The organism is Microbacterium sp. CH12i (genome assembly GCF_000685355.1).
Classification (GTDB): Bacteria; Actinomycetota; Actinomycetes; order Actinomycetales; family Microbacteriaceae; genus Microbacterium.
Genome location: NZ_JHET01000007.1, coordinates 424,849 through 449,001, shown reverse-complemented (window position 1 = coordinate 449,001; position 24,153 = coordinate 424,849). Strand labels below are relative to the sequence as shown.

Genomic DNA, 24,153 nt, shown 5'->3' with positions numbered 1-24,153 from the left:
GTGACTGAGCGATCTGAGCAGCAGGATGCGCCGTCTGATGACGCGGCGCCCTCCCTCGCACCGGCCGGCCTGAGCAGGCGAGGCCTCCTTGGCCTCGCCATCGGCAGCGGCGTTGCGGGACTTGCTGTGGGTGCTGGTGCAGGTTTCGCTGGCGGCGCCGCTGTTGCTCGCGCCGATCAGAGCACGGAACCTTACGCGTTCTTCGGCGTGCATCAGGCGGGGATCACCACGCCAGTGCAGGATCACCTGCACTTCGCGTCCTTCGACATGATGCCGCGCACAGACCGTGATGATCTGGTGACACTGTTGCAGGACTGGACGTACGCGGCATCCCGCATGACGCAGGGGCTTGATGTCAGCGCGACCGGTGCTGTCAGCGGCGACGCACAGACGCCCCCAGATGACACCGGCGAGGCGCAGGGGCTCGCAGCAAGCGGACTCACGATCACTTTTGGATTCGGACCTGGCCTCTTCGAGAACGCGGATGGTGACCGCTACGGTCTCGCGAGCCTCCGGCCCGTGGGCCTGCAGCGTCTCCCGGGATTCCTTGGTGACGATCTGGCCCCGGACGCCTCAGATGGCGACCTGTGCATCCAAGCCTGCGCCGATGATCCGCAGGTCGCGGTTCACGCTATCCGCAACCTCAGCCGAATCGCTTTCGGACGGGCAAAGCTGCGCTGGTCTCAGCTCGGCTTCGGGCGGACCTCACGCACCACCACGGACCAGGCGACACCGCGAAACCTCTTCGGCTTCAAAGACGGCACGGCGAACATTCTCGCGGATGACACTGCTGCCCTTGACGATCATGTCTGGGTGGCGGCATCCGACGATCCGAACTGGTTGCAGGGAGGCTCCTATCTCGTTGCACGCAAGATCGCGATGATCGTGGAGACCTGGGACCGGGTTCGACTGGCCGAGCAGGAACGCATCATCGGGCGTGACAAGGGCCAGGGCGCACCGTTGTCGGGAGGCGACGAGTTCACCGAGCCGAGCTTCAAGGGCTCTTCGATCGACGTGAACAGCCATGTGCGGCTCGCCCATCCGACGCTGAACGACGGCGTGCGAATTCTTCGACGTGGATACAACTACGTCGACGGCAACAGCGCGCTCGGAAGGCTCGATGCAGGGCTGTTCTTCTTGTCGTATCAGCGGGATCCCGAACAGTTCGTCACGCTGCAGCGGCAGCTTTCGACCGACCTGATGAACGAGTACATCCGCCACGTCGGATCCGGGATTTGGGCAGTCCCGCCAGGGGCTGCGCCGGGTTCCTATGTTGGTGCGTCGCTCTTCGACTGATCGTGCTTCGGCCGCTCCGCGGGACGTCGCGACCCGGTCGGATCGTCACGACGTGACGTGTCTGCCGAGAGCCTCGCGTTCGAGAACAGCCAGCGCACCCGCGGTTCGACGAGCGGGCGGAATACCCAGCGAACAGGGCCGGTCGCGAGCGCGAGCGAAATAGCCACTGCCAGCACGATCACGGCCGGCAGCCAGATCCAGGTCGGCTCTGCGTCGCGCAGGATGCCGGACTCACGGAACGGGTACAGCACGAAGGAGTGCAGCAGGTAGACGTACATCGTGTACTGACCGAAGCGCGTCCACCACTGTGTGCGCCGGGGGATCAGTATGAAGAATGCGCTGGTCAGTACCACGCCCAGCACGATGAACAGCAGACGCACGCCCCCTGACCACCACACATCGTTGCCGAGGTCCGAGTAAGAGTCGGCATAGAAGAACCACTGGTCGAGGTTGATGTTTCGCCACACTCCCACCCAGTTCCAGGCGACGAAAGCGCTTGCGCCGAGCAGAACGACGGCGATAGCGCGCAACCACCAGGGGCGGAAGTCAATAAGTCGCAAGCGATTGACGAAATCGTGCTCTCGCAGCCACCAGCCCAGTACGAAGAACGGCAGGAAGCCCAGCGTGCGTGAGAGTGAGAACGTGCTGTCGACGTTCGGGAGGTAGCCGGCGCCGATCGAGATCAGCAGACTCCACGCCAGTGGCCAGCGCAGCAGTGCAAGATACGGCAGAACCAGCCGGAATATGCCGAGGGCGAGGAGGAACCACAGCGTCCATGACGGCTTGGTGAGGTTCGGGTCGACTTGGCCTTCGACCAGCCATTTCGTGAGCGTCCAGAGCAGTTCGAAGATGACGTACGGAACGAGAATGTCGGTGATCACCCGTGCCATCTGGCGTCTGGAGGGCGGTGCGGATTTGGAGAAGTATCCCGCGATGATCGCGAATGCCGGCATGTGGAACGCGTAGATCGTCAGGTACATAGCCATGGCGATATCGGAGTCGTAGGTGAGGCGCTGGATCGCGTGCCCCAGCACCACCAGCACGATGCAGGCGTACCGGGCGTTGTCCCAGAACGGCACGCGACGGCGCGGCCGAGAGAGGCTGCCGGTGATCGGGCCCGCCGGAGTCTGTGCCGCACTGCTCATTCTCTGAGGTTACCGGGCGCGACGGGAATAAAGTGGCACAGCACGTGTTGTCACATATACATTCATTTGCATAGACTCGGATGACAACAGCATCCGCCTCGAGAATTCTGGAGCACATCATGAGCGAGCAGACCGACACCTCGGGCATGCAGTTCGGCCTCTTCACCGTCAGCGACGTCACACAGAACCCTGTGACGGGCGAGACACCGAGTGAGGGTCAGAAGATCAAAGACGCGATCACTATCGCAAAGCACGCCGAAGAGGTCGGTCTGGACGTCTTCGCCGTCGGTGAGCACCACAACCCGCCGTTCTGGTCATCTTCTCCGTCGACGACTCTCGCGGCGATTGCCGCTCAGACTGAACGCATCATCCTTTCGACCTCCACGACGCTCATCACCACGAACGACCCGGTGAAGATCGCCGAAGACTTCGCGATGCTGCAGCACATCTCTGACGGGCGCACCGACATCATGCTCGGCCGCGGAAACACGGGCCCGGTCTACCCGTGGTTCGGCAAAGACATCCGCCAGGGCCTTCCGCTCGCCATCGAGAGCTATGCACTGCTGCACAAGCTGTGGCACGAAGACGTCGTGGACTGGGAAGGCAAGTTCCGCACCCCACTGCAGGGCTTCACGTCGACCCCGCGTCCGCTTGACGGCGTTGCCCCCTTCGTGTGGCACGGCTCGATCCGCACACCGGAGATCGCAGAGCAGGCCGCCTACTATGGCGACGGATTCTTCGCGAACAACATCTTCTGGCCGAAGGAGCACTACCAGCGCCTCATCGAGCTCTACCGCCAGCGCTACGCGCACTACGGTCACGGCACCCCAGAGCAGGCGATTGTCGGCCTCGGCGGTCAGGCATTCATGCGTGCCAACTCGCAGGATGCCATCAACGAGTTCCGTCCGTACTTCAACAACGCGCCCGTCTACGGTCACGGTCCGAGCATGGAGGACTTCACCGAGATGACGCCGCTGACGGTCGGCTCACCGCAGCAGGTGATCGACCGCTACGCCGGGATGCGCGATTACTACGGTGACTACCAGCGTCAGCTGTTCCTCATGGACCACGCGGGCCTGCCGTTGAAGGTCGTGCTCGAGCAGCTCGATATTCTCGGTGGCGAGGTCGTTCCGGTTCTGCGCAAGGAGCTTGCAAAGAACCGCCCGGCGAATGTGCCGGATGCTCCGACCCATGCCGCTCGTGTCAGCGCTGTGTACGGCGATGGCCCGACTCGCGAGGCTCGTCCCGGTGCGAACCGCGGCGACAACCTCACGGGTGGTTCGCCCTATCAAGACACTCCGACGCCTGCAGGTGCCGCGTTTGGCCTCGGCCGGAAGGAGGCGTGAGCATGAGCACACGTCGTATTGCTGTCATCTCATCCGGACTTTCAAATCCGTCGTCGACCAGGATGCTGGCTGACCGGATGGCCGCTGAAACTGTCCGAGAGCTCGCGGAGCGCGACATCGAGGCGAGCGTGGACGTGATTGAACTGCGCGACCTCGCGCACGACATCACTAACAACCTGCTCACCGGTTTCGCCCCAGCGCCGCTGGAATCGGCTCTCAACTCCGTGTATTCAGCGGATGCGCTGATCGCCGTGACGCCGATCTTCTCCACCAGTTACTCCGGGCTGTTCAAGTCGTTCATCGATGTGCTCGACCCGGATGCGCTTACCGGCAAGCCGGTGCTGATCGGCGCGAACGCCGGAACACCGCGCCACTCGCTGGCAATCGACTATGCGATCCGTCCACTGTTTGCCTACCTCCACGCAGAGACGGTGTCCACAGGAGTGTTCGCGGCCTCAAGTGACTGGGGCGGCGCAGGCGACGATGTCGCACCGCTGGCCAAGCGCGTCGAGAAGGGCGCCCGTGAGTTGGCAGAAGCTATCGCTCGCAAAGAAGTCGTCGTCTCGAATGATCCGTTCGACCCGGCAAACTACCTCGGGGAAGGACGCTCCTTCGGGCACCTGCTCGGTGGCCTCGCAGGGGAGTAACCAGCGAAGAGAAATGCGGGCCGTCCCTTCCGGGGCGGCCCGCATTCGTGGTCAACCGCTCTTGCGTCGGAACTCACGTCGCGTCTGGGGAGCATTCCCCGCCTGGATGGAGGAATCGCCATCCAGGTGCGACTCACCATTGCGGTGATGTGCGTTCTTCTTCTCGAGCGCTTCCTTGAACTTGCGCTTCATGTCCTCAGAGGAGGTGGCGCCTTCTTCAGTGCTCATAGGATCAGCCTACTGCGACGATCACACGGCCGGGGAAGATTCGCGCCTGCGACTGCGCCAGTTGATCAGTAGATCGATCAGCGCGCCAAGGATGATCGCGGCCGCAACCGACACCAGGATTGCCACGATAGGGGCGCCGGGGAGAACAGCCGCGAAGAGCGCACCGACGGCAGCCTGGTACGTCGCCCATCCGGTCGCAGCGACGAGGACCAGCCCTGCATAGCGTGGGGGAGGAATTCGCGTGGCTCCAGCGACGAGATTGATGGCAAGGCGTGCGAAGGGGATGAAGCGGGCGGTGAACAGTACCAGCGCTGTTCTTGCGGCCAGGCGATCTCGTGCCCACTGTTGCGCGCGCTGGATACGCTCGCCTCGCATCCACGCCCATCGCTCGAGGCCCACCCAGCGACCGACGCAGTAGCAGAGGAGGTCGCCGGCTGCAGCGGCCGCCGTTGCAGAGGCGATCACCGCCCAGAGCGCAGGACTCCCGGTGTCCATCGAGAGCGCACCCATCGCCGTCACGGCGATCTCGCCCGGTACGACGACAAAGAACGCGTCGCCGAGAACGAGCAACGCCATCACCACCAGGCCCCATGGTCCGGTCGCTGTATCTGCGAGGAAGTCCAGATTCACGCTCTCACTGTGTCGGTCGGATGTGAACGGGAACCGAATCGAAGACAGCCGGTGAAGGAAAGTCGTGCAACGGGTGAACTCTCGGTTCTTGCGCGTATATCGGCGCGGCAACGGTGACCGGGCGGGGCATTCTGAATCTGTGAGAGTCGCAATCGTGACCGAGTCTTTCCTGCCACACATGAACGGTGTGACAGGGTCTGTGCTGCAGATCCTGCGCCACCTCGAACGCACGGGCCACCAAGCCCATGTCATTGCACCGGATGCCGTGGGGATCCCGCGAGAGATGCACGGGACTCCCATCGAACCGGTGACGAGCCTGGCGCTGCCCGGGTACCGAAACGTGCGCGTTGGCGCTGTCACTGCGCATCGCGTCGCCGAATCGTTGGACCGCTTCAAACCTGACGTGGTCCATCTGGCTTCGCCCTTCGCTCTCGGTTGGCGGGGGGTGCTCGCGGCATCCCGTCGAAGCATCCCTTCGGTGGCGGCGTATCAGACGGACGTTGCCGCATATGCCGAGCGATATCGGGTGGCCGCAACCACCTCATTCGCGCAGAACCACATCGTCCGACTGCATCACCGAGCAACGCTCACACTCGCGCCATCGAGTGAGTCAGAGCATCAGTTGACCTCGCTCGGCGTCGACCGCATCCGTCGATGGGGGCGAGGGGTGGATGCTGAGCGGTTCCACCCGTCGCGACGCGATGAGCAGTGGCAACGCGAGAGCACCGGTCAGGTGATCGTCGGGTACGTCGGCCGGCTGGCGGCCGAGAAGCAGGTTGAGGATCTGCGAGTCGTTTACCAGCTTCCGGGAGTGCGACTCGTGATCGTCGGGGAAGGGCCGTCGCGACTGCGACTGCAGGCACTGATGCCGGATGCGGTCTTCCTCGGCCACCTCGACGGCGATGCGCTCGCGCAAGCGATGGCGTCGTTCGACATCTTCGTACATCCGGGGGAGAGCGAAACCTTCGGTCAAACGCTTCAAGAGGCGCACGCCAGCGGAGTGCCGATTGTTGCGACCGGCCGCGGCGGCCCCTTGGACCTCGTCCGGATGGGGGTTGACGGCTGGCTGTACCGCCCGGGCGATCTCGACGACCTCCGTATGCGGGTGGCCGACCTTGCGGGTGATGGACGCAAGCGTCGCGCGTTCGGAGAAGCAGGACGTACGGCTGTGGAAGGGCGAAGCTGGCACGCAGTCTGTGATCAGTTGCTCGGGCACTTCGAAGAAGCGCAAGAGTTGCACGGCCTCGACCGCCAGTTGCGTTTCTCGCGGACGAGACGCCCAGAGTCGCCAGCGTCGACTACCGGCCGCCGCTGGCAGCGCTACGTCGCGCTCGGCGACTCGCTGACAGAAGGGCTGTGCGACCCCGCACCGGACGGAGCGCTCCGCGGCTGGGGCGATCGCCTCGCACTCTTGCTCGCCGCGCGCGGGGGACTGCACTACGCAAACCTGGCCGTACGTTCACGGCGGGTGCGCGACGTGTGTGGAGAGCAGCTCGCCAGGGCGAGAGAGCTCAGCCCAGACCTGGTGTCGATCCTGATCGGCGCCAACGATCTGGTGAAGTCGCACGCCGATGTTGCTGCGCTCGCCGCATCGCTTGAGAAGACCGTGCAGACGCTCCGCGATGATGGCGCCGACGTCGTGCTCATCACGCCCTTCCTGCCCGACCGCCGGGCTGCACGCCTGTTCACCGCTCGCTTCGCGGAGTTCTCGAGTCGACTTGTCGGCATTGCCGAGCGCACCGGCGCGATGCTGCTGGACACTGACCTGCATCCCTCTCTCGCTTCGCGGCCGAACTGGGGTGAGGACCTCGTGCACTTGAGCAGCCGCGGCCATCGTTTCCTCGCGTACCGCGTGGGCGAGATGCTCGGCGTTCCGCACGCAGAGACGCTTGGCGTGTTGGACCAGGTGCTTCACGACGTGGATGCCACGACCCGGGCCGCATGGTGGCGCTCGCACGCGCTGCCATGGGTATGGAGACGCATGCGCGGACGCGTGGCGGGCGACGGTCGCATCGCCAAGCACGACGACTACGTCTACATCGGACGATCGTCCAGTATGCGCGACGTCGAGGTCCGCTGAACTTGCTAACGCAAGTGCGGTGATGGTCCACCATCAGCCCAGTTCATCGGGGTATTCCATGGTCGCGCTGATAGGCTATTCGCGGACTGCTCTGCAGTTCGATCAATTTCACATGTACGCTCGCCCGTCACACGGACGGACGAGTCTAAACAAAGAAGGAGAGACCTCTTGGAAGGTCCTGAAATCACTGCCGCCGAGGCCGTTCTTGACAACGGCCGCTTTGGCACTCGCACCATCCGCTTCGAAACCGGTCGCCTCGCTCAGCAGGCCCAGGGTTCGGTTGCGGCTTACCTCGACGGAGAGACCATGTTGCTCTCCGCAACCAGCGCGGGCAAGCACCCGCGTGAAGGATTCGACTTCTTCCCGCTGACCGTCGACGTTGAAGAGCGTTCGTATGCTGCAGGCAAGATCCCCGGTTCGTTCTTCCGCCGTGAGGGTCGTCCCTCGACCGAGGCCATCCTGGTCTGCCGTCTGATTGACCGTCCGCTGCGCCCGTCGTTCGTTGACGGCCTCCGCAACGAGGTGCAGATCGTCATCACCGTTCTCTCGATCGCTCCTGGCGAGTACTACGACGCTCTTGCGATCAACGCGGCCTCCGCGTCGACGCAGATCTCCGGCCTGCCCTTCTCCGGCCCGATCGCAGGCGTCCGCCTCGCGCTCATCCCCGGCCAGGGCGAGAATGCAGACCAGTGGGTTGCGTTCCCGAACCAGGCGCAGGTCGAAGAAGCTGTCTTTGACCTCATGGTTGCCGGCCGCGTCGTAAAGAACGCCGACGGCACCGACGATGTCGCGATCATGATGGTCGAGGCTGAGGCCACCGAGAACAGCTGGAACCTCATCAAGGGCGGCGCAGTCAAGCCGAATGAAGAGATCGTCGCTGGCGGCCTTGAGGCTGCTAAGCCGTTCTTGAAGCAGCTCGTCGAGGCGCAGGCCGAGATGGCCGCACACTCGTCGAAGGCACCTGGCGTGTACCCGGTCTTCCCGGCGTACGAGCAGGCAACCTACGACTTCATCTCCGCGTCTGCGACCGCCGACCTTGAGAAGGTCTACCAGATCGCCGACAAGGTTGAGCGTCAGACTGCTGATGACCAGGTCAAGGACCGCATCAAGGCTGAGGTTGCTGCTGCTGTAGAAGCTGGCACGCTGCCGGCATCCGCACTCAGTGACGTCTCGGGCGCGTACAAGTCCGTTACCAAGGGCATCGTTCGTGGCCGCATCCTCGCAGAGGGCGTCCGCATGGACGGCCGTGGCCTTGCAGACATCCGCGCGCTAGACGCAGAAGTTCAGGTCATCCCGCGCGTGCACGGTTCGGCGATCTTCCAGCGCGGCGAGACCCAGATCATGGGTGTCACCACGCTGAACATGCTGAAGATGGAGCAGCAGATCGACTCGCTGTCGCCCACCACCTCCAAGCGCTACATGCACCACTACAACTTCCCGCCTTACTCGACTGGTGAGACCGGTCGCGTGGGGTCGCCGAAGCGTCGTGAGATCGGGCACGGCTTCCTCGCCGAGCGCGCGCTCATGCCGGTGCTGCCCAGCCGCGAAGAGTTCCCCTACGCGATCCGTCAGGTGTCTGAGGCTCTCAGCTCCAACGGCTCGACGTCGATGGGCTCGGTTTGCGCCTCGACGCTGTCGCTGCTGAACGCGGGTGTGCCGCTGCGCGCAGCCGTCGCCGGTATCGCCATGGGTCTGGTCTCGGACCAGGTTGACGGTCAGACTCGCTATGCGGCGCTGACTGACATCCTCGGTGCGGAAGACGCCCTCGGCGACATGGACTTCAAGGTCGCCGGTACCAGCGAATTCATCACTGCCATCCAGCTCGACACGAAGCTCGACGGCATTCCTTCCGACGTGCTTGCTGGCGCGTTGACTCAGGCACGCGACGCGCGTCTGACGATCCTCGGTGTTCTGAACGCTGCGATCGACTCTCCTGACGAGATGGCGCCGACCGCGCCTCGCGTCATCAGCGTCCAGATCCCGGTTGACAAGATCGGCGAGCTGATCGGCCCGAAGGGCAAGACGATCAACTCGATCCAGGACGAGACCGGCGCGCAGATCTCCATCGAGGAGGACGGCACCGTCTACATCGGCGCGACCGATGGTCCGTCGGCAGAGGCTGCTCGCGCTCAGGTGAACGCGATCGCCAACCCGACCAACCCCGAGATTGGCGAACAGTTTCTGGGTACGGTCGTCAAGATCGCCACCTTCGGTGCGTTCGTTTCACTGCTCCCGGGCAAGGACGGTCTGCTGCACGTCACTGAGGTGCGCAAGCTCGCCGGTGGCAAGCGGGTCGAGAACGTCGATGACGTGCTCTCCGTCGGCCAGAAGATTCTCGTGAAGATCACCAAGATCGATGACCGCGGCAAGCTGTCGCTTGAGCCCGTCATCGACGAGGCTCCGGCGGCAGAAGCTGCGTCTGAGGCGGAGACGGCCGAAGCCTAATCTGCAACGACTTGGCCCGGATTTCGTTCTTATGAACGTAATCCGGGCCTTTTTCGTATCTGATGTAATCAAAACGTTATGCGAAGTTTGACTGCAGTTGGCTGCAATGACCGGGGCTGTTGCCGTTCTCGTTTAGTCTCAAAGTACGCACCGGGGGGGTGCGTGCATAGCACGCCGGTGACAGCCGGTACATGCGCGGAGGTGGAAAAGGATGAAACTGTTCAGCACAGGTGCAGCTGATCAGTCATCGAGCACGCAAGAAGCCGCGCTCGCGCATCCTTCGGCCCCGATTCCCGTTGTCGGCCCTGGCGTCGGAGAAAGCATTCGTGTGGCGCTCGGTGAAACGGGTCTCGAGACGTTTCCGCTCATGTTGGGTGCGGCAGAGTTCGGCTGGAACGTCGATCTTGAGACGAGTCACGCGATTCTTGACCGCTATGTCGAGTTCGGTGGTAACTCGATTCACACAGCAGACGGATTTTCCGGTGGCCGCAGTGAGCACATTATCGGCCAGTGGCTGAGTTCACGAAACAGTCGTGACCACACTCTTCTGAGCGTGCGCATTGGTGCTCACGAAGACAATCCCGGTCTCGGATCGGTGAACCTCGTGCGCGCCGTAGAGGGGTCACTCACCCGGCTGGGTATTGAGCGGATCGAGGTGTTGCACCTGGATGCGACCCTTGATCAGACCACCAACCTCGAAGACACCCTTGCGACCGTCGAGTGGCTTCGCGAGGCGGGCAAGATCGGTGCTGTCGGCGCCTTCCGCTTCACCCCAGAGCGTCTGGTCGAAGCGCGTATTCTCGCGGCCGCAGGCTACCCGCGCATCGAGGTGCTCGACGAGCCCTATAACCTGATTCGTCGGCAGGCGTTCGAGGGCGATCTGCGGCTTGTTGCTGGCGCTCAGAGTCTTGCCGTCACGCCCTCGCATGCACTGGAGCACGGTTTTCTCTCCGGTCGTCATCGCAGCAAAGCAATGGTTTCGCAGGGCGTGCGTGGCGAGCAACTGCGCGGAAATCTGAACCGGCGTGGTACCCGAATTCTTCGCGCGCTCGACCAGGTAGCCAGCGATCTTGCCGCGCCGGTCGCTGCGGTGTCGATCGCGTGGTTGCTCGCGCAGCGAACGATTGTTGCGCCGATTGTCAACGCTTTCGCTACTCAACATGTGGATGAGCTCATGCAGGGCGCGGGAATCAGCTTGTCTCGAGCGCAGGTCGCCGAGCTGACGCGCGCGGGAAACTGAGTTCTGTCGCCGCAAGTTCATACGCGTGTCACAGGTGTGACATAGGGTGGAATGAAGCCTGGCCGAGGGGCGCCGACGACGAAGCGAGTGGGTTGTGACGCATTACATCTATCTGGTCAGGCATGGCGAGCAGCAAGACGCAGAACACGGACTCGATGATGGACCCCTGTCTCCACGGGGCGTGCGGCAGGCCGAAGCGATCGCTGATCGACTCTCCGGTCTTCCCCTCGATTCGGTGTGGCACTCACCGCTGATTCGCGCCACCGAGACGGCTCGAACGATCGCTGAGCGACTTCCCTCCGTCAGCCCCGTCCCGAGAGCGCTGCTCTTCGATTGCGTGCCGACCGGCATGACCGACGAAACACCCGCGGTATACGAGCCGTTCTTCGGCGCCCTCACAGAGGCCGAGGTAGAGGCTGGCCGCGCGCAGATGGCCGATGCAGTGAACGAGTTCCTGGTGCGCAAGCAGGGTGAGGTGCACGAGGTGCTCATCACGCACAACTTCGTGATCTCATGGTTCGTCCGCGAAGTCCTCGGCGCACCCGAGTGGCGATGGATGACCCTCAACCAGGCGAACTGTGGGCTCACCGTAATCGCTCAGAAGCAGGGCCGGCCGTGGACGCTGCTCACGCACAACGACCTGGCTCATCTGCCGATGGAACTGCGCACTGGCCTTCCAGAGCAGATGCCCGTCTGACGTGCCGGCGGCTGAGGTGAGTGTCCCGCTGGAGGCTCGAATACCTCGGGTTAGCGCTCTTCCGCCGCGCCGCGCGGAACGACCTCGTCATACCCTCCGCTGAATAGACTGAAGACATGACCAAGCAGGTGGCACTTGTCGGCGGATCCGGAAAGCTCGGGGGGATCATCCACGCGGTGATCAATGAGTTAGACGGCTATGAGGTTGCGCGAGTGCTCACGTCCTCAAGCGATCTGCGCGACCTTGAGGGCGTCGATCTTGTGATCGATGCGACAACTCCTCAGGTGAGTATCGATGTGGTTCGCGCGGCAATCGAACTCGGCATCAACGTTCTCATCGGTACCTCTGGCTGGTCGGCGGAGCGCATTGCGCTCGTGCGGCCGCTCGTCGAGGCAGCCCAGACTGGTGCGGTCTTCATTCCGAACTTCTCGCTGGGCTCTGCATTGGGCTCAGCCCTTGCCGCGGCGGCAGCGCCGTTCTTCCCCTCTGTCGAGATCATCGAAGCCCACCGTGATACCAAAATCGACTCGCCCAGTGGTACCGCCGTGCGGACGGCTGAGCTCATCGCGGCCGCTCGAGCGGACCAGGGGCCGGTCAATGCCCCGCACGCCGATCAGCGTGCTCGTGGCCAGCAGGTCGCCAGCGTGCCGATCCACTCACTGCGCCGCCCCGGAGTCATTGCCCGTCAGGATGTCATTCTGTCGGGTGCGGGGGAGTCCCTCACCATCACGCATGACACGGTGGACTCCGCGCAGGCCTATGGCCCGGGCATCCGTCTCGCGGTGCCGTTCGCGCTCGAAGCGCGCGGCGTGGTCGTCGGACTCGAGAACATCATCGATATCGGCATCCAGGCCCGCTCGTGATGGCACGGGTCGGGGTGGCTGTTATCGGAGCCGCCCTGCTGCTCTACTTCGTGCTCATGGGGCAGAAGTCGGTGCTGTTCATCGCGAGCGGTGAACCGATCGGTATCGCCATGGGCGTCGCTCTGATCGTGCTGCCACTGATCGGCGTCTGGGCGCTCGTACGTGAGATTCAGTTCGGTGTGCAGGCAGAGAAGCTCGGGACGCTACTCGACTCCGAGGGTGGCATGCCCGAGGCCGAGACGGAATTGACGCCCAGCGGCCGTATCGCCAAGGCTGATGCGGAGCCGTTCATCCAGCGCTATGCAGCTGCGGCTGACGCTGCCGACGACGACTGGCGTGCGCGCTATCGTCTCGGAGTCGTGCAGGATGCCGCTGGCCGACGTAAAGACGCTCGTGGCAGCATCCGCGCTGCTATTGCGCTCTCCAAGCGGAAGGCGCAACCACGCCCTCCGCTCGGAGATGAGGCCCAGAGGTGAGGCTCAGGCTCAGGCGAGCGTCGCCTCAAGCGTGATCTCGATACCGCTGAGCGCCTGAGAGACCGGGCATCCGGTCTTCGCGCCTTCGGCGATCACCTGGAACTGCTCCTGCGTCAAGCCCGGAACCGTTGCGTTGACGTTGAGGTGGCTGCCGCTGATGCCGACGCCCGGCTTGAACGTGACAGAGGCGCTGGTGTTGACGCGCTCTGGCGGGGTGCCGTTCTCGGCGAGCGCGTTCGAAAGCGCCATGCTGAAGCACGACGAATGCGCGGCGGCGATGAGCTCCTCAGGAGTCGTCGTGGTGTCAGAGCCTTCGCTGCGGGCCTTCCAGTTGATCGGGAAGGTGCCGAGGTTCGACGAGGAGAACTGCACGGTACCTGATCCCTCGAAAAGGGAACCGGTCCAGGTGGTGGTTGCTTCACTGGTGACGGGCATGATTTCCTCCGGATGTCGTGGGCAGGGTGTCCGGTCAGCCTATCGACCGGGACGTCTGCAGGAAACCCTCCGAGTTACGCCGCCGGCGCCGCCTTGCCGATGATTCCACCGCGCTGAAGCAGGAGGTAGAGCTGGCAGCCGAGGCAGAACGCGAACGCGGCGTTGAGGAACGCCGCGATAAAGGCAGCACCTGCGGCAGCAGGCAACGCCCACGGCACGCCGATCAGGTGCAGCAACAGGCCGATTGTGACGACCGCCAGGCCGACTCCCTGCGCGAAGCGGGGCGGGCGCGGGTCTTCCAAATCAGTCGGCGGCGCGAGGCGCGGTCGCACAACGCGGCGGAAGAGCGCGCCCCACGGGGCGGTGGCAGGAGATGCGACGCCCCACAAGAACAGCAGCGCGATGATCGCGAGCAGCACGAATCCGGGATCCAGGGCTCGCTGCGCGACGGTCGCAACCTGCACGGCCCAACCGGCACCGGGAGCGAATGTGGCATCGGCGAGCGGCTGGTAGGCGAACCAGCCGAAGCTGGCGCTGCTGTCTCGCGCGGTCGAGATCCCCGTGAGCGCGAGAACGGTTGCCACCAGCAACAGCACGGACGTGATCGTCGCCGCGAAGCGCGGACCCCGCGGGTCGATAGCTGTGGGCTGAGTCATCTCTGCTCCTGGTTCTGGAGGGTCGCGAGGGGCTTGAGGGAGGCGAGTGCCTCGTTGATTGCGCGCCTGTCAGGCACGCCTCCCCAGCGGGAAAGCACTGCTCCGGATGCATCGACCAGGAAAGTCGTCGGAGTTTGGAGCACGTGGTACCGACTCGCAAGGTCGTTACGATTCGTCAGGTCGATCTCTACGTGCTCGACACCGCCACGGCTCTCGGCGATCTCGCTGAGTAGTCGTCGCACCTGTGGGCAGCGCGCGCACAGTTCGGTGCTGAACTGTACGAGCGTCGCTCCTGGAGCCAGCACGGCACCGCTGAGATCATCAGCGCGAACGCGCAGGTCACCGCCTGAGCGAAGGCGACCATCCAGCATCCGCATCCCGAACCCGCCGATGACGGCAAGCACCACGAGCGCCCCAGCGATGAGGAGTGCAGTGGAGACAGGCATCTCACGAGAATAAGCCGTCAAGACGCGGCGAGGGCCGATGTGTCAGACGATGACGCGTGACAGCATCCGCTTGCCAACGCCTGCCGACGCAGTGTGCCGGTATCGTGGCAGTCATGAGCGCAGCCGTCCCCACGCCGTACGAAGACCTGCTCCGAGATGTGCTGGATACCGGCACACACAAAGATGATCGCACCGGCACTGGCACCACCAGCGTCTTCGGTCGGCAGATCCGCTTTGACCTCGCGAAGGGGTTTCCGCTGATCACCACCAAGCGCGTGCACTTCAAGTCCATTGCGTACGAGTTGCTGTGGTTCTTGCGGGGCGAATCGAACGTCAAGTGGCTGCAAGACAACGGTGTGACGATCTGGGATGAATGGGCCGATGAATATGGCGACCTCGGCCCGGTCTACGGCGTGCAGTGGCGGTCGTGGCCGACCCCGGATGGCGGGCACATCGACCAGCTCGCCCAGGTGATTGAGCAGATCCGAGCTACCCCCGATTCGCGGCGCCTCATCGTGTCGGCGTGGAACCCGGCCGACATTCCTGACATGGCGCTGGCGCCGTGTCACGCACTGTTCCAGTTCTACGTCGCCGATGGCAAGCTGTCGTGCCAGCTCTATCAGCGCAGTGCCGACATGTTCCTCGGCGTACCGTTCAACATCGCCAGCTACGCGCTGCTGACAATGATGATCGCGCAACAGACCGGCCTCGAACTCGGCGACTTCGTCTGGACCGGTGGCGACTGCCACATCTACGACAATCACCTTGAGCAGGTCCGCGAGCAACTGACCCGCGAGCCGTATGAGTATCCGACTCTCCGCTTCGCGCGGAAGCCGGAGTCGGTATTCGACTACGACTTCTCTGACTTCATCATTGAGGACTATCAGCATCACCCGCCGATTCGCGCGGTGGTGGCGGTATGACCTGGGTCGGCTTGATCTGGGCAGAGGCGGCTGGCGGCGTCATTGGTGCAGAGGGTGGGATGCCGTGGCATGTGCCAGAGGACCTCGCACACTTCAAGGAGATCACCCTCACCGCCCCCGTCGTGATGGGACGAAAGACCTGGGACTCTCTTCCGGAACGCTTTCGACCGTTGCCCGGACGCGAGAACATCGTCATCACCCGGCAGCAGGACTGGCAGGTAGACGGTGCGCGTCGTGCGGCGAACGTGTCCGAGGCGGTGCGGGGGCTCGATCGAGTGTGGATCATCGGCGGCGCGGAGATTTTCAGCCAGGTCATCGCTGACGCAGACCGCTTGGAAGTGACCGAACTCGACGTCAACGTTGAGGGCGATGCTTTCGCCCCATCGAAGACCGGCTGGCGGCTGGTCGACGATGGCGAGTGGCAGACCTCGAGTTCCGGCATCCGCTACCGTTTCCTCGGATACGAGCGCTGATGCCGATTGCACTGATCACCGGAGCAAGCTCCGGGCTGGGGACGGAGTTCGCCCACCAGCTGGCTGAGCGCGGTGCGGATCTCGTTCTCGTGGCGCGGTCGGGCGATACCCTCGAGAACCTTGCTGGTGAAATGCGCGACAACCACGGCATCTCGGTAGAAGTATTGGTCGCGGATATCGTCGAAGAGGCCGGAATGTCTCGGGTGGTGGCACGGCTCGCGGATGCAGCGCACCCGATCGATCTTTTGATCAACAATGCCGGGTTCGGTCTGCCATTGCACTTCGCGGACAACGACATCGATGATGAGGTGAGGCATCTGCGCATCCATGTCGAGGCGCCCATGCGACTCATGCATGCGGCGCTCGGTTCGATGCGCGGACGCGGCGGTCGAATCATCAACGTGGCGTCGGTCGCGGCATTCATTCCTCGATCGACATACGCTGCCTCCAAGAACTGGTTGGTCGGTTTCAGCGAGTGGGCGAACGCCGAGTATTCTCGCGATGGCGTCACGGTCACAGCGCTCTGCCCCGGATTCACACACACGGGCTTCCATGAGCGGATGGGACTCGCTCGTGGCGAGGAAGGCATCGCGTCGTGGATGTGGCTGGATGCCGGCACCGTTGTGCGCGAAGGGCTTCGCGACGCGGCACGCGGCAAGGCCTTGTCAGTACCGTCCTGGCGCTACAAGGCGATTGTGGCGGCAACGCGCATTCTGCCGTCGTCGTTGCTGGCAGGCGCGGGGCGTCGCGGGCGGATGTGAAGCGGTGCGGAGCCGCGGCTGTCTCTCGGAGTCAGCCTCAGAGTCAGCGGAAGCGGCCGAGGTGGATTCCCGCATAGGCGAGTGCTGCCACGGTCTCTCCGTCGGCGATGCGTCCGTCCTTGACCATCTGCAGAACCTCGTCGAAGGGCACCCAGGAGACTTCGTCGATCCCTTCCTCCTCTTGCGCTGAGCCTTCAGCTGCGGTCAGCGTCTGTGCGAGGAAGACGTATTCGGGAGCGATGGTGACGCCGTTCAACGCGTTCATTTTGCCGATAGCGGTCCAACTCGCGGCCTGCATGCCGGTCTCTTCGAGCAGCTCGCGCTGTGCGGCGATCAGCGGGTCTTCGCCGTCGCTGCCGCCGGCGGGCACCTCAACCGAGCGGCCGACCGTGTACCGATCCAGTGTGACGAGGCATACCCGGTCCTGCTCGTCCAACGCGACGATGAACACAGCAGGGTGGCGCAGCGTGACGACCCCGTAGATTCCATCGCCGGCGGGCCCGGTTACGGCATCCTCTCGCACCGAGATCCAAGGATTCTCATAAACGATCCGGGAGTGGTTGGTGCGCCAGGTCATGGCCCCGACTCTATCGGCAGGGCTGTGCGCAGCTGGCGTCGCGGTGAGCGGCTCAACACCGATACCCTGGGAACATGACGCATTCGGGCAACCCATTCGGACAGGTTCTTGTCGCGCTGGTCACTCCGATGACGGCCGACGGTGAAGTCGACTGGGACGGTGTCGAGAAGCACATCGACGACGTGATCAACGCTGGTGCAGACGGCATCGTCGTGACCGGAACGACCGGCGAGACCTCGACCCTCACGGATCCTGAGAAGCTCAAGCTCGTAGAGGTCGGCAAATCTGTCGCAGCTGGCCGAGCCACCATCATCACTGGGGGTGGCTCCAACGAGACTGCGCACGCGATCGAGCTCTACAAGGCCAGCGAAAAGGCTGGCGCTGACGGCATCATGATCGTCACGCCCTATTACAACAAGCCGACGCAGGCTGGCATCCTTACACACTTCCGGATGGTGGCAGACGCCACAGATCTCCCGGTCATCCTTTACGACATCCCCGGCCGCACCGGCGTGCCAATCAAGTATGAGACGATCGTGCGCCTGGCAAAGCACCCGAACATCCTCGCGGTGAAAGATGCCAAGGGCGACTTCAGCGAGGTCAGTCGGGTACTCAACCAGACAGACCTGATGTACTTCTCCGGCGACGATCCAAATGTCCTGCCGCACCTTGCAATCGGAGCAAGTGGAACAATCGGCGTGACGAGTAACATCACCGCGACGCCGTACCGCACGATGGTGGACGCAGTCAACCGTGGCGACCTTGCTGCCGCGACGGCCGCGCATAAGAGCCTTGAGCCGCTGGTTCGCGCCACCATGACCCACGTTCCCGGCACTGTGGCAGTGAAATACATCCTGCACGGTCTCGGCCGCATTTCTAGCCCTCGCGTTCGGCTTCCCTTGGTGGGGCCGGAGGAGTGGGAAGCCGCGCTCATCGAAGACGAACTCGCGCTCGTCAAGGATGTTGCTGGCGCCGATTTCTCGAACTTCCGCCCCGACCGCAACGCGGCCGCCGGCGGCGCCCTGCCGAAGGTGCACGGCACAACGCGCTGAGACGACGGGCGCGTCGAGCGCCCATAAGACGAACGGGCACGACGTGTGTCCGACTGAGGAGACATGAATGTCCATTCCCATCGCTGAAGCTGCACCTCTGGCCGAAGGAACCCTGCGGGTAACTCCGCTCGGTGGCCTCGCCGAGATCGGTCGCAACATGACCATGTTCGAGTACGACGGGAAGATCCTGATCGTCGACTGCGGCGTGCTGTTCCCCGAGGAGCACCAGCCCGGCGTCGACCTGATCCTGCCCGACTTCGAGCCAATCAAGAACCGCCTCGACGACATCGTCGGTGTAGTGCTCACGCACGGCCACGAGGATCACATCGGTGCTGTGCCGTACCTGCTCCGGTTGAAGAGCGACATCCCGCTGATCGGTTCCGGCCTCACGCTTGCGCTCATCGAAGCGAAGCTCAAGGAACACCGCATCAAGCCGTTCACTCTCACGGTGAAGGAAGGTCAGCAGGAGAAGATCGGTCCGTTCGATCTTGAGTTCATCGCTGTCAACCATTCCATCCCGGATGCCCTGGCTGTCGCGATCCGAACTCCCGCTGGCCTTGTCCTCGCTACTGGCGATTTCAAGATGGACCAGCTTCCGCTCGATGACCGTCTCACTGATCTTCGTGCCTTCGCACGTCTGGGCGAGGAAGGAGTCGACCTGTTCCTGGTCGACTCGACAACGCCGACGTCCCCGGATTCACGCCGACGGAACGTTCCATCGGTCCGGTCCTTGATCAGGTGATCGCCAAGGCTCCGCGTCGCGTCATTGTGGCCAGCTTCTCCAGCCACGTGCACCGGGTACAGCAGGTTCTTGATGCTGCGCATGCGAACGGCCGTCGGGTCGCGCTGCTCGGTCGCAGTATGGTGCGCAACATGACCATCGCTGCAGACCTCGGGTACCTCAAAGTTCCGGATAACGTCCTCATCGACTATAAGAAGGCCAAAGACCTCCCCGAGGACAAGATCGTCTACATGTCGACGGGTTCGCAGGGCGAGCCGATGGCCGTCCTCAGCCGGATGGCGAACCTTGATCACGCGATTGAGCCCGGTGAGGGCGACACCGTGATCCTGGCATCCAGCCTCATCCCTGGTAACGAGAGCGCCGTCTATCGCGTGATTGACGGGCTCACCAAGCTCGGCGCGAACGTGGTTCACAAGGCCACGCCCGGGTGCACGTTTCGGGTCACGCTGCGGCCGGAGAGTTGCTGTATTGCTACAACATCCTCAAGCCCAAGAATGTCCTTCCGGTGCACGGCGAATACCGCCACCTGATCGCCAACGCGAAGCTCGCGCACGAAACAGGCGTCCCTGAAGAAAACACCTTCATCGCGTCGAACGGCACGATCATCGACCTCAAAGACGGCGTGGCCCGCGTGGCGGGTCAGCTTGACCTCGGCTTCGTTTACGTCGACGGCTCGTCCGTCGGCGAAGTTACGGATGCTGACCTCAAGGACCGACGAGTGCTCGGCGAAGAGGGCTTCGTCTCCGTGATCATCGTGGTGGATGCGGCAACTGGTCGAATCATCAGCGGCCCCGAAATTCATGCACGCGGCATCGCAGAGGACGACGCCGTGTTCGACGACGTCATTCCGAAGATCGTGGCGGCGCTGAAGGAGGCCTCCGGTAACGGTGTCCGCGACACGCATGCGCTCTCGCAGGTGGTCCGGCGCACGATCGGCCGCTGGGTGAACCAGAAGCTGCGTCGTCGCCCGATGATCGTTCCGCTCGTCATCGAGGCATAGTCGGATCGGCCGGAAAGCCGCGTCATTACGGGTGATGTCTGCCCCTCGGCGTAGGCTTTTGGCATGGCCAGGAGCACCACGAAGACCTCGCGCGCGTCCGAGAAGGTTCCGGCGCGCGCCAAGGCGCAGACGGCCGTGACGAAAAAGATGCCCGCTCCGAAGAAGTACATCGACGACATCGAAAAGCCCCCGGTCGCAGTCCGCGCCTGGGTCGGACTCGCGCACGGTGTCGGCGGGCTTTTCCGTGCGTTCGGTCCCGAAGCCCTCGAGAAAGATCAGCGCCGCGATGGCTTCCCATTGCTGCTGGTCCTACTTGCGTGCCTCGGAGCAGTGAACGAGTGGTTCTTCATCGGCAACGAGGTCGCACAGAACATCAGTGCGTACTCGGTCGGCGGACTCATCGGACGTACCGCCTTCCTTATGCCGGTGATGCTGCTGATCCTCGCGGGCTGGCTTTTCCGGCATCCGTCGTCGGTGCACGACAACGGGAGAATTGGCATCGGGTTCGGGCTCTTCGTGCTCTCGATCGCCGGCATCTGCCATGTCGCAGGCGGGCGACCCGAACCACAAGAGGGCATGCCAGCGCTCAGCGCGGCTGGCGGGCTCTTCGGCTGGATGCTGGGTGAACCACTGGCCATTCTCAACAACGTTGTCGCCTACATCGTGCTGTCGCTGCTTGCAGCGCTCAGCCTGCTCATCATCACGAAGACTCCGCCCAACCGGATTGGTGCCCGTCTCGGCGATCTTTACGCCTGGATGTTCGGCGCGGAGCGCCCAGAACCGAAGGTTGAAGAAGCACCTCAAGCAGACGATGCCAACGAGTCGGATGATGCGCTGCCGTGGTGGCGACGAAACAAGACGGGCCGCGAAGAAGACCCCGACGAGGGGAATAGCTCGCAGGACCTCACCGAACTGCTTACGCCGACGATCAACATGCCGGGCGAGAATAACGCCTACGACCAGGCGGTGATTCTTGCGGACTCGACAGAGTCTGCCACGGAGGTTCTCACCGATGTGCAGAGCGTGATGGCTGGCCTCGGCGAGCAGGGGAGTACTGCGCTCCTCGACGATTCAGGAGATACCGGCGAACAGCCTGAGTTGCCCGGCCTCACCGGTTTCGGCACTGAAGGCCCCGGCGACCGCGGGCTTCAGGCACCCAGCGCGCCGTATGTTCTGCCTTCGCCGAGCGTGCTCAGCGAAGGCCCGCCGTCTGTCGCTCGCTCTGAAGCCAATGATCGAGTCGTCGAACAGATCACCAGCGTGCTTAGCCAGTTCAAGATCGATGCGAAGGTCACCGGCTTCTCCCGCGGCCCGACGGTGACGCAGTACGAGGTCGAGGTCGGACACGGCGTCAAGGTCGAGAAGATCACCCAGCTCAGCAACAACATCGCCTATGCGGTCGCGTCGAACGATGTGCGCATCCTCTCGCCGATTCCGGGTAAGAGCGCAATCGGCATCGAGATTCCGAACACCGACCGCGAGACGGTCGCCCTCGGTGACGTGATCCGGTCAGCCGCCGCGCATAAGAGCACCCATCCGCTTACGGTGGGCGTCGGCAAGGACGTCGGTGGCAACTTCGTCGTCGCGAACCTCGCCAAGATGCCGCACCTTTTGGTCGCCGGTTCCACCGGATCGGGTAAGTCCAGCTTCATCAACTCGATGATCACGAGCCTGCTGATGCGTGCGCGTCCCTCGGACGTGCGCATGGTGCTGATTGACCCTAAGCGCGTTGAGCTCACCAGCTATGCCGGTGTGCCTCACCTCATCACGCCCATCATCACTAACCCGAAGAAGGCCGCAGAGGCTCTTCAGTGGGTGGTGAAAGAGATGGACATGCGCTACGACGACCTCGCGCCTTCGGATTCCGTCACATCGACGACTTCAACAAGGCTGTTCGCGCGGGCGAGATCGTTTTGCCGGTGGGGAGCGAGCGCGTGCTCAAGCCCTACCCGTACCTCCTGGTCGTGGTCGATGAGCTCGCAGACCTCATGATGGTCGCACCCCGTGACGTAGAAGACTCGATCGTCCGCATCACGCAGCTCGCTCGTGCATCCGGCATCCATCTGGTTCTCGCCACACAGCGTCCGAGCGTCGATGTCGTGACCGGTTTGATTAAGGCCAATGTGCCATCACGCCTCGCGTTTGCCGTGACCAGCGTCACGGACAGCCGAGTGATTCTTGACAGCCCGGGAGCGGACAAGTTGATCGGCCAGGGCGACGCGCTGTTCTCTCCCATGGGAACGTCGAAGCCCTTCCGCCTGCAAGGCGCGTGGGTCGAGGAAAGCGAGATCGACGCCGTCGTCAAGCACGTGACGGCACAGGCTCGCCCCGAGTACCGCGTTGATGTGCAAGAAGCGCTCGAGCCCACGAAGAAGAAAGAAGTCGACGAAGATATCGGCGACGACCTCGAGGTTCTGCTTGCTGCGGCCGAACTCGTGGTGTCGTCCCAGTTCGGGTCAACGTCGATGCTGCAGCGCAAGCTCCGCGTGGGCTTCGCGAAGGCGGGGCGCCTCATGGATCTTTTGGAATCGCGCGAGATCGTCGGCCCGTCCGAGGGCTCCAAGGCTCGCGACGTGTTGGTCACTGCTCAGCAGCTGCCGAGCGTGATCGCCACGCTGCGCGGTGAAGATCCGCCTGCAGCCGCGCCCGCCGTTCTCCCAACTTCTGCTTCTGCAGCTCCCGACCATCACCAAGACCCGATTGAAGCCCAGTTTCAGGGACTCCCGGCGGTCGATGAAGATGACGGCGATGAAGACGCCTGGGGACTGACGGGTCGCGATTGATGGCAATTCCGCGTCAGCTGCCGAATGCGATCACGATCGCTCGCATCCCGCTCGCAGTGGTGTTCTTCATCGTTCTTCTGTGGGGCGGAACATACGGCTCGGACGACGTGGTGGTGCGCTGGATCGCGGGTGCGCTGTTCATATTCGCCATCTCCACGGACTGGGTCGATGGGTATCTGGCGCGCAAATACGAAATTGTGAGCGATTTCGGCAAGCTGTGGGATCCGATCGCAGACAAGCTCCTCACCGGCGCAGGTTTCATCGGACTCGCCATTCTGACCGAGTGGCCGTGGTGGGTTGTGATCATCATTCTGATCCGTGAGTGGGGCATCACAATCCACCGTTTCATTGTGGCGAGCAACCACATCGTCGCGGCTGCGTGGATGGGCAAGGTGAAAACCGCATTGCAAGGAGTCGCGCTCGGGTGGTGCTTGCTGCCGCTGCATCAGGTGATCGGCATGGATATTTGGGTCGGCGTCGGGGTCGTGCTCATGTATGCCACGCTCGTGATCACGGTGGCAAGTGGGATTGACTACGTCATTTCGCAGGTGCGCGGATCGCGGGCGGGGAGGCTGTGAATGACGCAGCGCAGTTGCTCTTGGCGCTGAAGGAACACGGTTGGACGCTCGGCATTGCGGAGTCGCTCACCGGTGGCGCTCTCGCGGCCGAGATCGTTTCGGTCCCGGGCGCATCTGCGGTGCTTCTCGGTGCGGTGGTTGCCTACGCCACACCGGTGAAAGCGTCGCTGCTCGGAGTGGACGCGGAACTGCTCGCCGTACACGGCCCGGTGCACCCCCGGGTGGCCGAGCAGATGGCGACGGGTGTGCGCAAGGTGATGCGTGTCGACGGCAGAGCGGCAGACGTGGGAATTTCGACGACAGGCATCGCCGGACCCGAATCCCCAGACGGACAACCAGTGGGAACCGTGCACGTCGGCGTCTGTTCACCGGCGGGCGTTCACTCGTATCAGTTCCTATTCAAGGGGGATCGAGCGTCGATTCGCGCCCAGTCCGTTGACGCCGCAATCGCCGTGGCGTGCGAGTGGATGCGGGAATAGCATGCCGAGTTTGGTCGTTGTGTCAGGTGTGCGAACAACAGATGTGCTCTCAACAAATGCACAGCGTGAAACTATAGCTTTTTTGTCAGCGAGTCGCGTTAGACTAGCGATCCATTCGGAGGAGACTTCGATTAGAGGAATGGAGAGGAGGTTCC

General features: G+C 63.2%; 22 protein-coding genes and 2 pseudogenes. 17 read left to right on the top strand and 7 right to left on the bottom strand.

Annotated elements, in window-relative coordinates; all coding sequences use genetic code 11:
• Positions 1–1,296 carry an iron uptake transporter deferrochelatase/peroxidase subunit gene (efeB, locus tag DC31_RS10640; protein WP_036279696.1) on the top strand — a complete coding sequence of 432 codons (1,296 nt, stop codon included), beginning with the start codon at positions 1–3 and terminating at the stop codon, positions 1,294–1,296.
• On the opposite strand, the gene DC31_RS10635 is transcribed toward efeB, so the two are convergent.
• Positions 1,269–2,441, bottom strand: a complete 1,173-nt coding sequence (locus DC31_RS10635) for an acyltransferase family protein (protein WP_051606730.1) — start codon at positions 2,439–2,441, stop codon at positions 1,269–1,271. The genes efeB and DC31_RS10635 overlap by 28 nt on opposite strands.
• Positions 2,442–2,587: 146 nt before the next feature.
• Between DC31_RS10635 and DC31_RS10630 the strand changes: the two genes are divergently transcribed.
• A complete protein-coding gene (locus tag DC31_RS10630) occupies positions 2,588–3,787 on the top strand; it encodes an LLM class flavin-dependent oxidoreductase (RefSeq protein WP_442921890.1) in 1,200 nt (399 codons plus the stop codon).
• A 2-nt stretch (positions 3,788–3,789) separates the two neighbouring features.
• A complete protein-coding gene (locus DC31_RS10625) occupies positions 3,790–4,434 on the top strand; it encodes an FMN reductase (protein ID WP_036279690.1) in 645 nt (214 codons plus the stop codon).
• Positions 4,435–4,485: 51 nt separating this feature from the next.
• Here DC31_RS10625 and DC31_RS18440 read toward each other — a convergent pair whose 3' ends face one another.
• Positions 4,486–4,662 (bottom strand): DUF5302 domain-containing protein, encoded by a 177-nt coding sequence (locus DC31_RS18440; RefSeq protein ID WP_160173222.1) that lies wholly within the window; start codon positions 4,660–4,662, stop codon positions 4,486–4,488.
• Between the two features lie 21 nt (positions 4,663–4,683).
• Entirely contained in the window at positions 4,684–5,292 is a 609-nt protein-coding gene (locus tag DC31_RS10620) for a DedA family protein (protein WP_036279685.1), read from the bottom strand.
• 154 nt (positions 5,293–5,446) lie between these two features.
• On the opposite strand from DC31_RS10620, the gene DC31_RS10615 reads away from it, so the two are divergent.
• The 6 genes from DC31_RS10615 to DC31_RS10590 all read left to right on the top strand — a co-directional run bounded on the left by DC31_RS10615 (position 5,447) and on the right by DC31_RS10590 (position 13,093).
• Positions 5,447–7,372, top strand: a complete 1,926-nt coding sequence (locus DC31_RS10615) for a GDSL-type esterase/lipase family protein (RefSeq protein ID WP_235201433.1) — start codon at positions 5,447–5,449, stop codon at positions 7,370–7,372.
• Between the two features lie 168 nt (positions 7,373–7,540).
• Positions 7,541–9,817 (top strand): polyribonucleotide nucleotidyltransferase, encoded by a 2,277-nt coding sequence (locus tag DC31_RS10610; RefSeq protein ID WP_036279682.1) that lies wholly within the window; start codon positions 7,541–7,543, stop codon positions 9,815–9,817.
• A 211-nt stretch (positions 9,818–10,028) separates the two neighbouring features.
• The gene (locus DC31_RS10605) at positions 10,029–11,057 is read left to right on the top strand and encodes an aldo/keto reductase (RefSeq protein ID WP_036279679.1); all 1,029 of its coding nucleotides are present in this window, start codon (positions 10,029–10,031) and stop codon (positions 11,055–11,057) included.
• 94 nt (positions 11,058–11,151) lie between these two features.
• Positions 11,152–11,754, top strand: coding sequence for a histidine phosphatase family protein (locus DC31_RS10600; protein ID WP_036279676.1), 603 nt, complete (start codon positions 11,152–11,154; stop codon positions 11,752–11,754).
• Between the two features lie 116 nt (positions 11,755–11,870).
• Positions 11,871–12,617, top strand: coding sequence for a 4-hydroxy-tetrahydrodipicolinate reductase (gene dapB / locus DC31_RS10595; RefSeq protein WP_036279672.1), 747 nt, complete (start codon positions 11,871–11,873; stop codon positions 12,615–12,617).
• Positions 12,618–12,631: 14 nt separating this feature from the next.
• Complete coding sequence (locus DC31_RS10590; protein WP_327036851.1) at positions 12,632–13,093, top strand: hypothetical protein; 462 nt, start codon at positions 12,632–12,634, stop codon at positions 13,091–13,093.
• Positions 13,094–13,102: 9 nt separating this feature from the next.
• Here the strand turns inward: DC31_RS10590 and DC31_RS10585 are convergent, their stop codons facing one another.
• From DC31_RS10585 to DC31_RS10575, 3 genes are all read right to left on the bottom strand, one after another.
• Positions 13,103–13,528 carry an OsmC family peroxiredoxin gene (locus DC31_RS10585; protein ID WP_036279668.1) on the bottom strand — a complete coding sequence of 142 codons (426 nt, stop codon included), beginning with the start codon at positions 13,526–13,528 and terminating at the stop codon, positions 13,103–13,105.
• Positions 13,529–13,602: 74 nt separating this feature from the next.
• Positions 13,603–14,184, bottom strand: coding sequence for a DUF4395 domain-containing protein (locus DC31_RS10580; RefSeq protein ID WP_036279666.1), 582 nt, complete (start codon positions 14,182–14,184; stop codon positions 13,603–13,605).
• Entirely contained in the window at positions 14,181–14,630 is a 450-nt protein-coding gene (locus DC31_RS10575) for a thioredoxin family protein (protein ID WP_051606728.1), read from the bottom strand. Before DC31_RS10575 ends, DC31_RS10580 begins: the two co-directional genes overlap by 4 nt.
• A 113-nt stretch (positions 14,631–14,743) precedes the next feature.
• Between DC31_RS10575 and DC31_RS10570 the strand changes: the two genes are divergently transcribed.
• The 3 genes from DC31_RS10570 to DC31_RS10560 are packed head-to-tail and all read left to right on the top strand — an operon-like array spanning position 14,744 to position 16,787.
• A complete protein-coding gene (locus tag DC31_RS10570; protein ID WP_036279911.1) occupies positions 14,744–15,553 on the top strand; it encodes a thymidylate synthase in 810 nt (269 codons plus the stop codon).
• Positions 15,550–16,026, top strand: a complete 477-nt coding sequence (locus tag DC31_RS10565; RefSeq protein ID WP_036279664.1) for a dihydrofolate reductase — start codon at positions 15,550–15,552, stop codon at positions 16,024–16,026. The genes DC31_RS10570 and DC31_RS10565 overlap by 4 nt, the downstream gene beginning before the upstream one ends.
• Positions 16,026–16,787 (top strand): SDR family NAD(P)-dependent oxidoreductase, encoded by a 762-nt coding sequence (locus DC31_RS10560; protein ID WP_036279662.1) that lies wholly within the window; start codon positions 16,026–16,028, stop codon positions 16,785–16,787. The genes DC31_RS10565 and DC31_RS10560 overlap by 1 nt, the downstream gene beginning before the upstream one ends.
• Positions 16,788–16,830: 43 nt before the next feature.
• Here DC31_RS10560 and DC31_RS10555 read toward each other — a convergent pair whose 3' ends face one another.
• A complete protein-coding gene (locus tag DC31_RS10555) occupies positions 16,831–17,364 on the bottom strand; it encodes an NUDIX domain-containing protein (protein ID WP_036279660.1) in 534 nt (177 codons plus the stop codon).
• 74 nt (positions 17,365–17,438) lie between these two features.
• Here DC31_RS10555 and dapA point away from each other — a divergent pair, with 74 nt between their 5' ends.
• From dapA to DC31_RS10530, 5 genes and pseudogenes are all read left to right on the top strand, one after another.
• Complete coding sequence (dapA, locus tag DC31_RS10550) at positions 17,439–18,416, top strand: 4-hydroxy-tetrahydrodipicolinate synthase (protein ID WP_036279657.1); 978 nt, start codon at positions 17,439–17,441, stop codon at positions 18,414–18,416.
• Positions 18,417–18,483: 67 nt separating this feature from the next.
• Positions 18,484–20,158, top strand: a pseudogene (locus tag DC31_RS10545) (ribonuclease J).
• Positions 20,159–20,221: 63 nt separating this feature from the next.
• Positions 20,222–22,941: pseudogene (locus tag DC31_RS10540) on the top strand (DNA translocase FtsK 4TM domain-containing protein).
• Positions 22,941–23,519, top strand: a complete 579-nt coding sequence (gene pgsA / locus DC31_RS10535) for a CDP-diacylglycerol--glycerol-3-phosphate 3-phosphatidyltransferase (protein WP_036279654.1) — start codon at positions 22,941–22,943, stop codon at positions 23,517–23,519. The pseudogene DC31_RS10540 and the gene pgsA overlap by 1 nt, the downstream one beginning before the upstream one ends.
• Positions 23,516–23,998, top strand: a complete 483-nt coding sequence (locus tag DC31_RS10530; RefSeq protein ID WP_036279651.1) for a CinA family protein — start codon at positions 23,516–23,518, stop codon at positions 23,996–23,998. Before pgsA ends, DC31_RS10530 begins: the two co-directional genes overlap by 4 nt.
• The last annotated feature ends 155 nt before the right edge of the window (positions 23,999–24,153 follow it).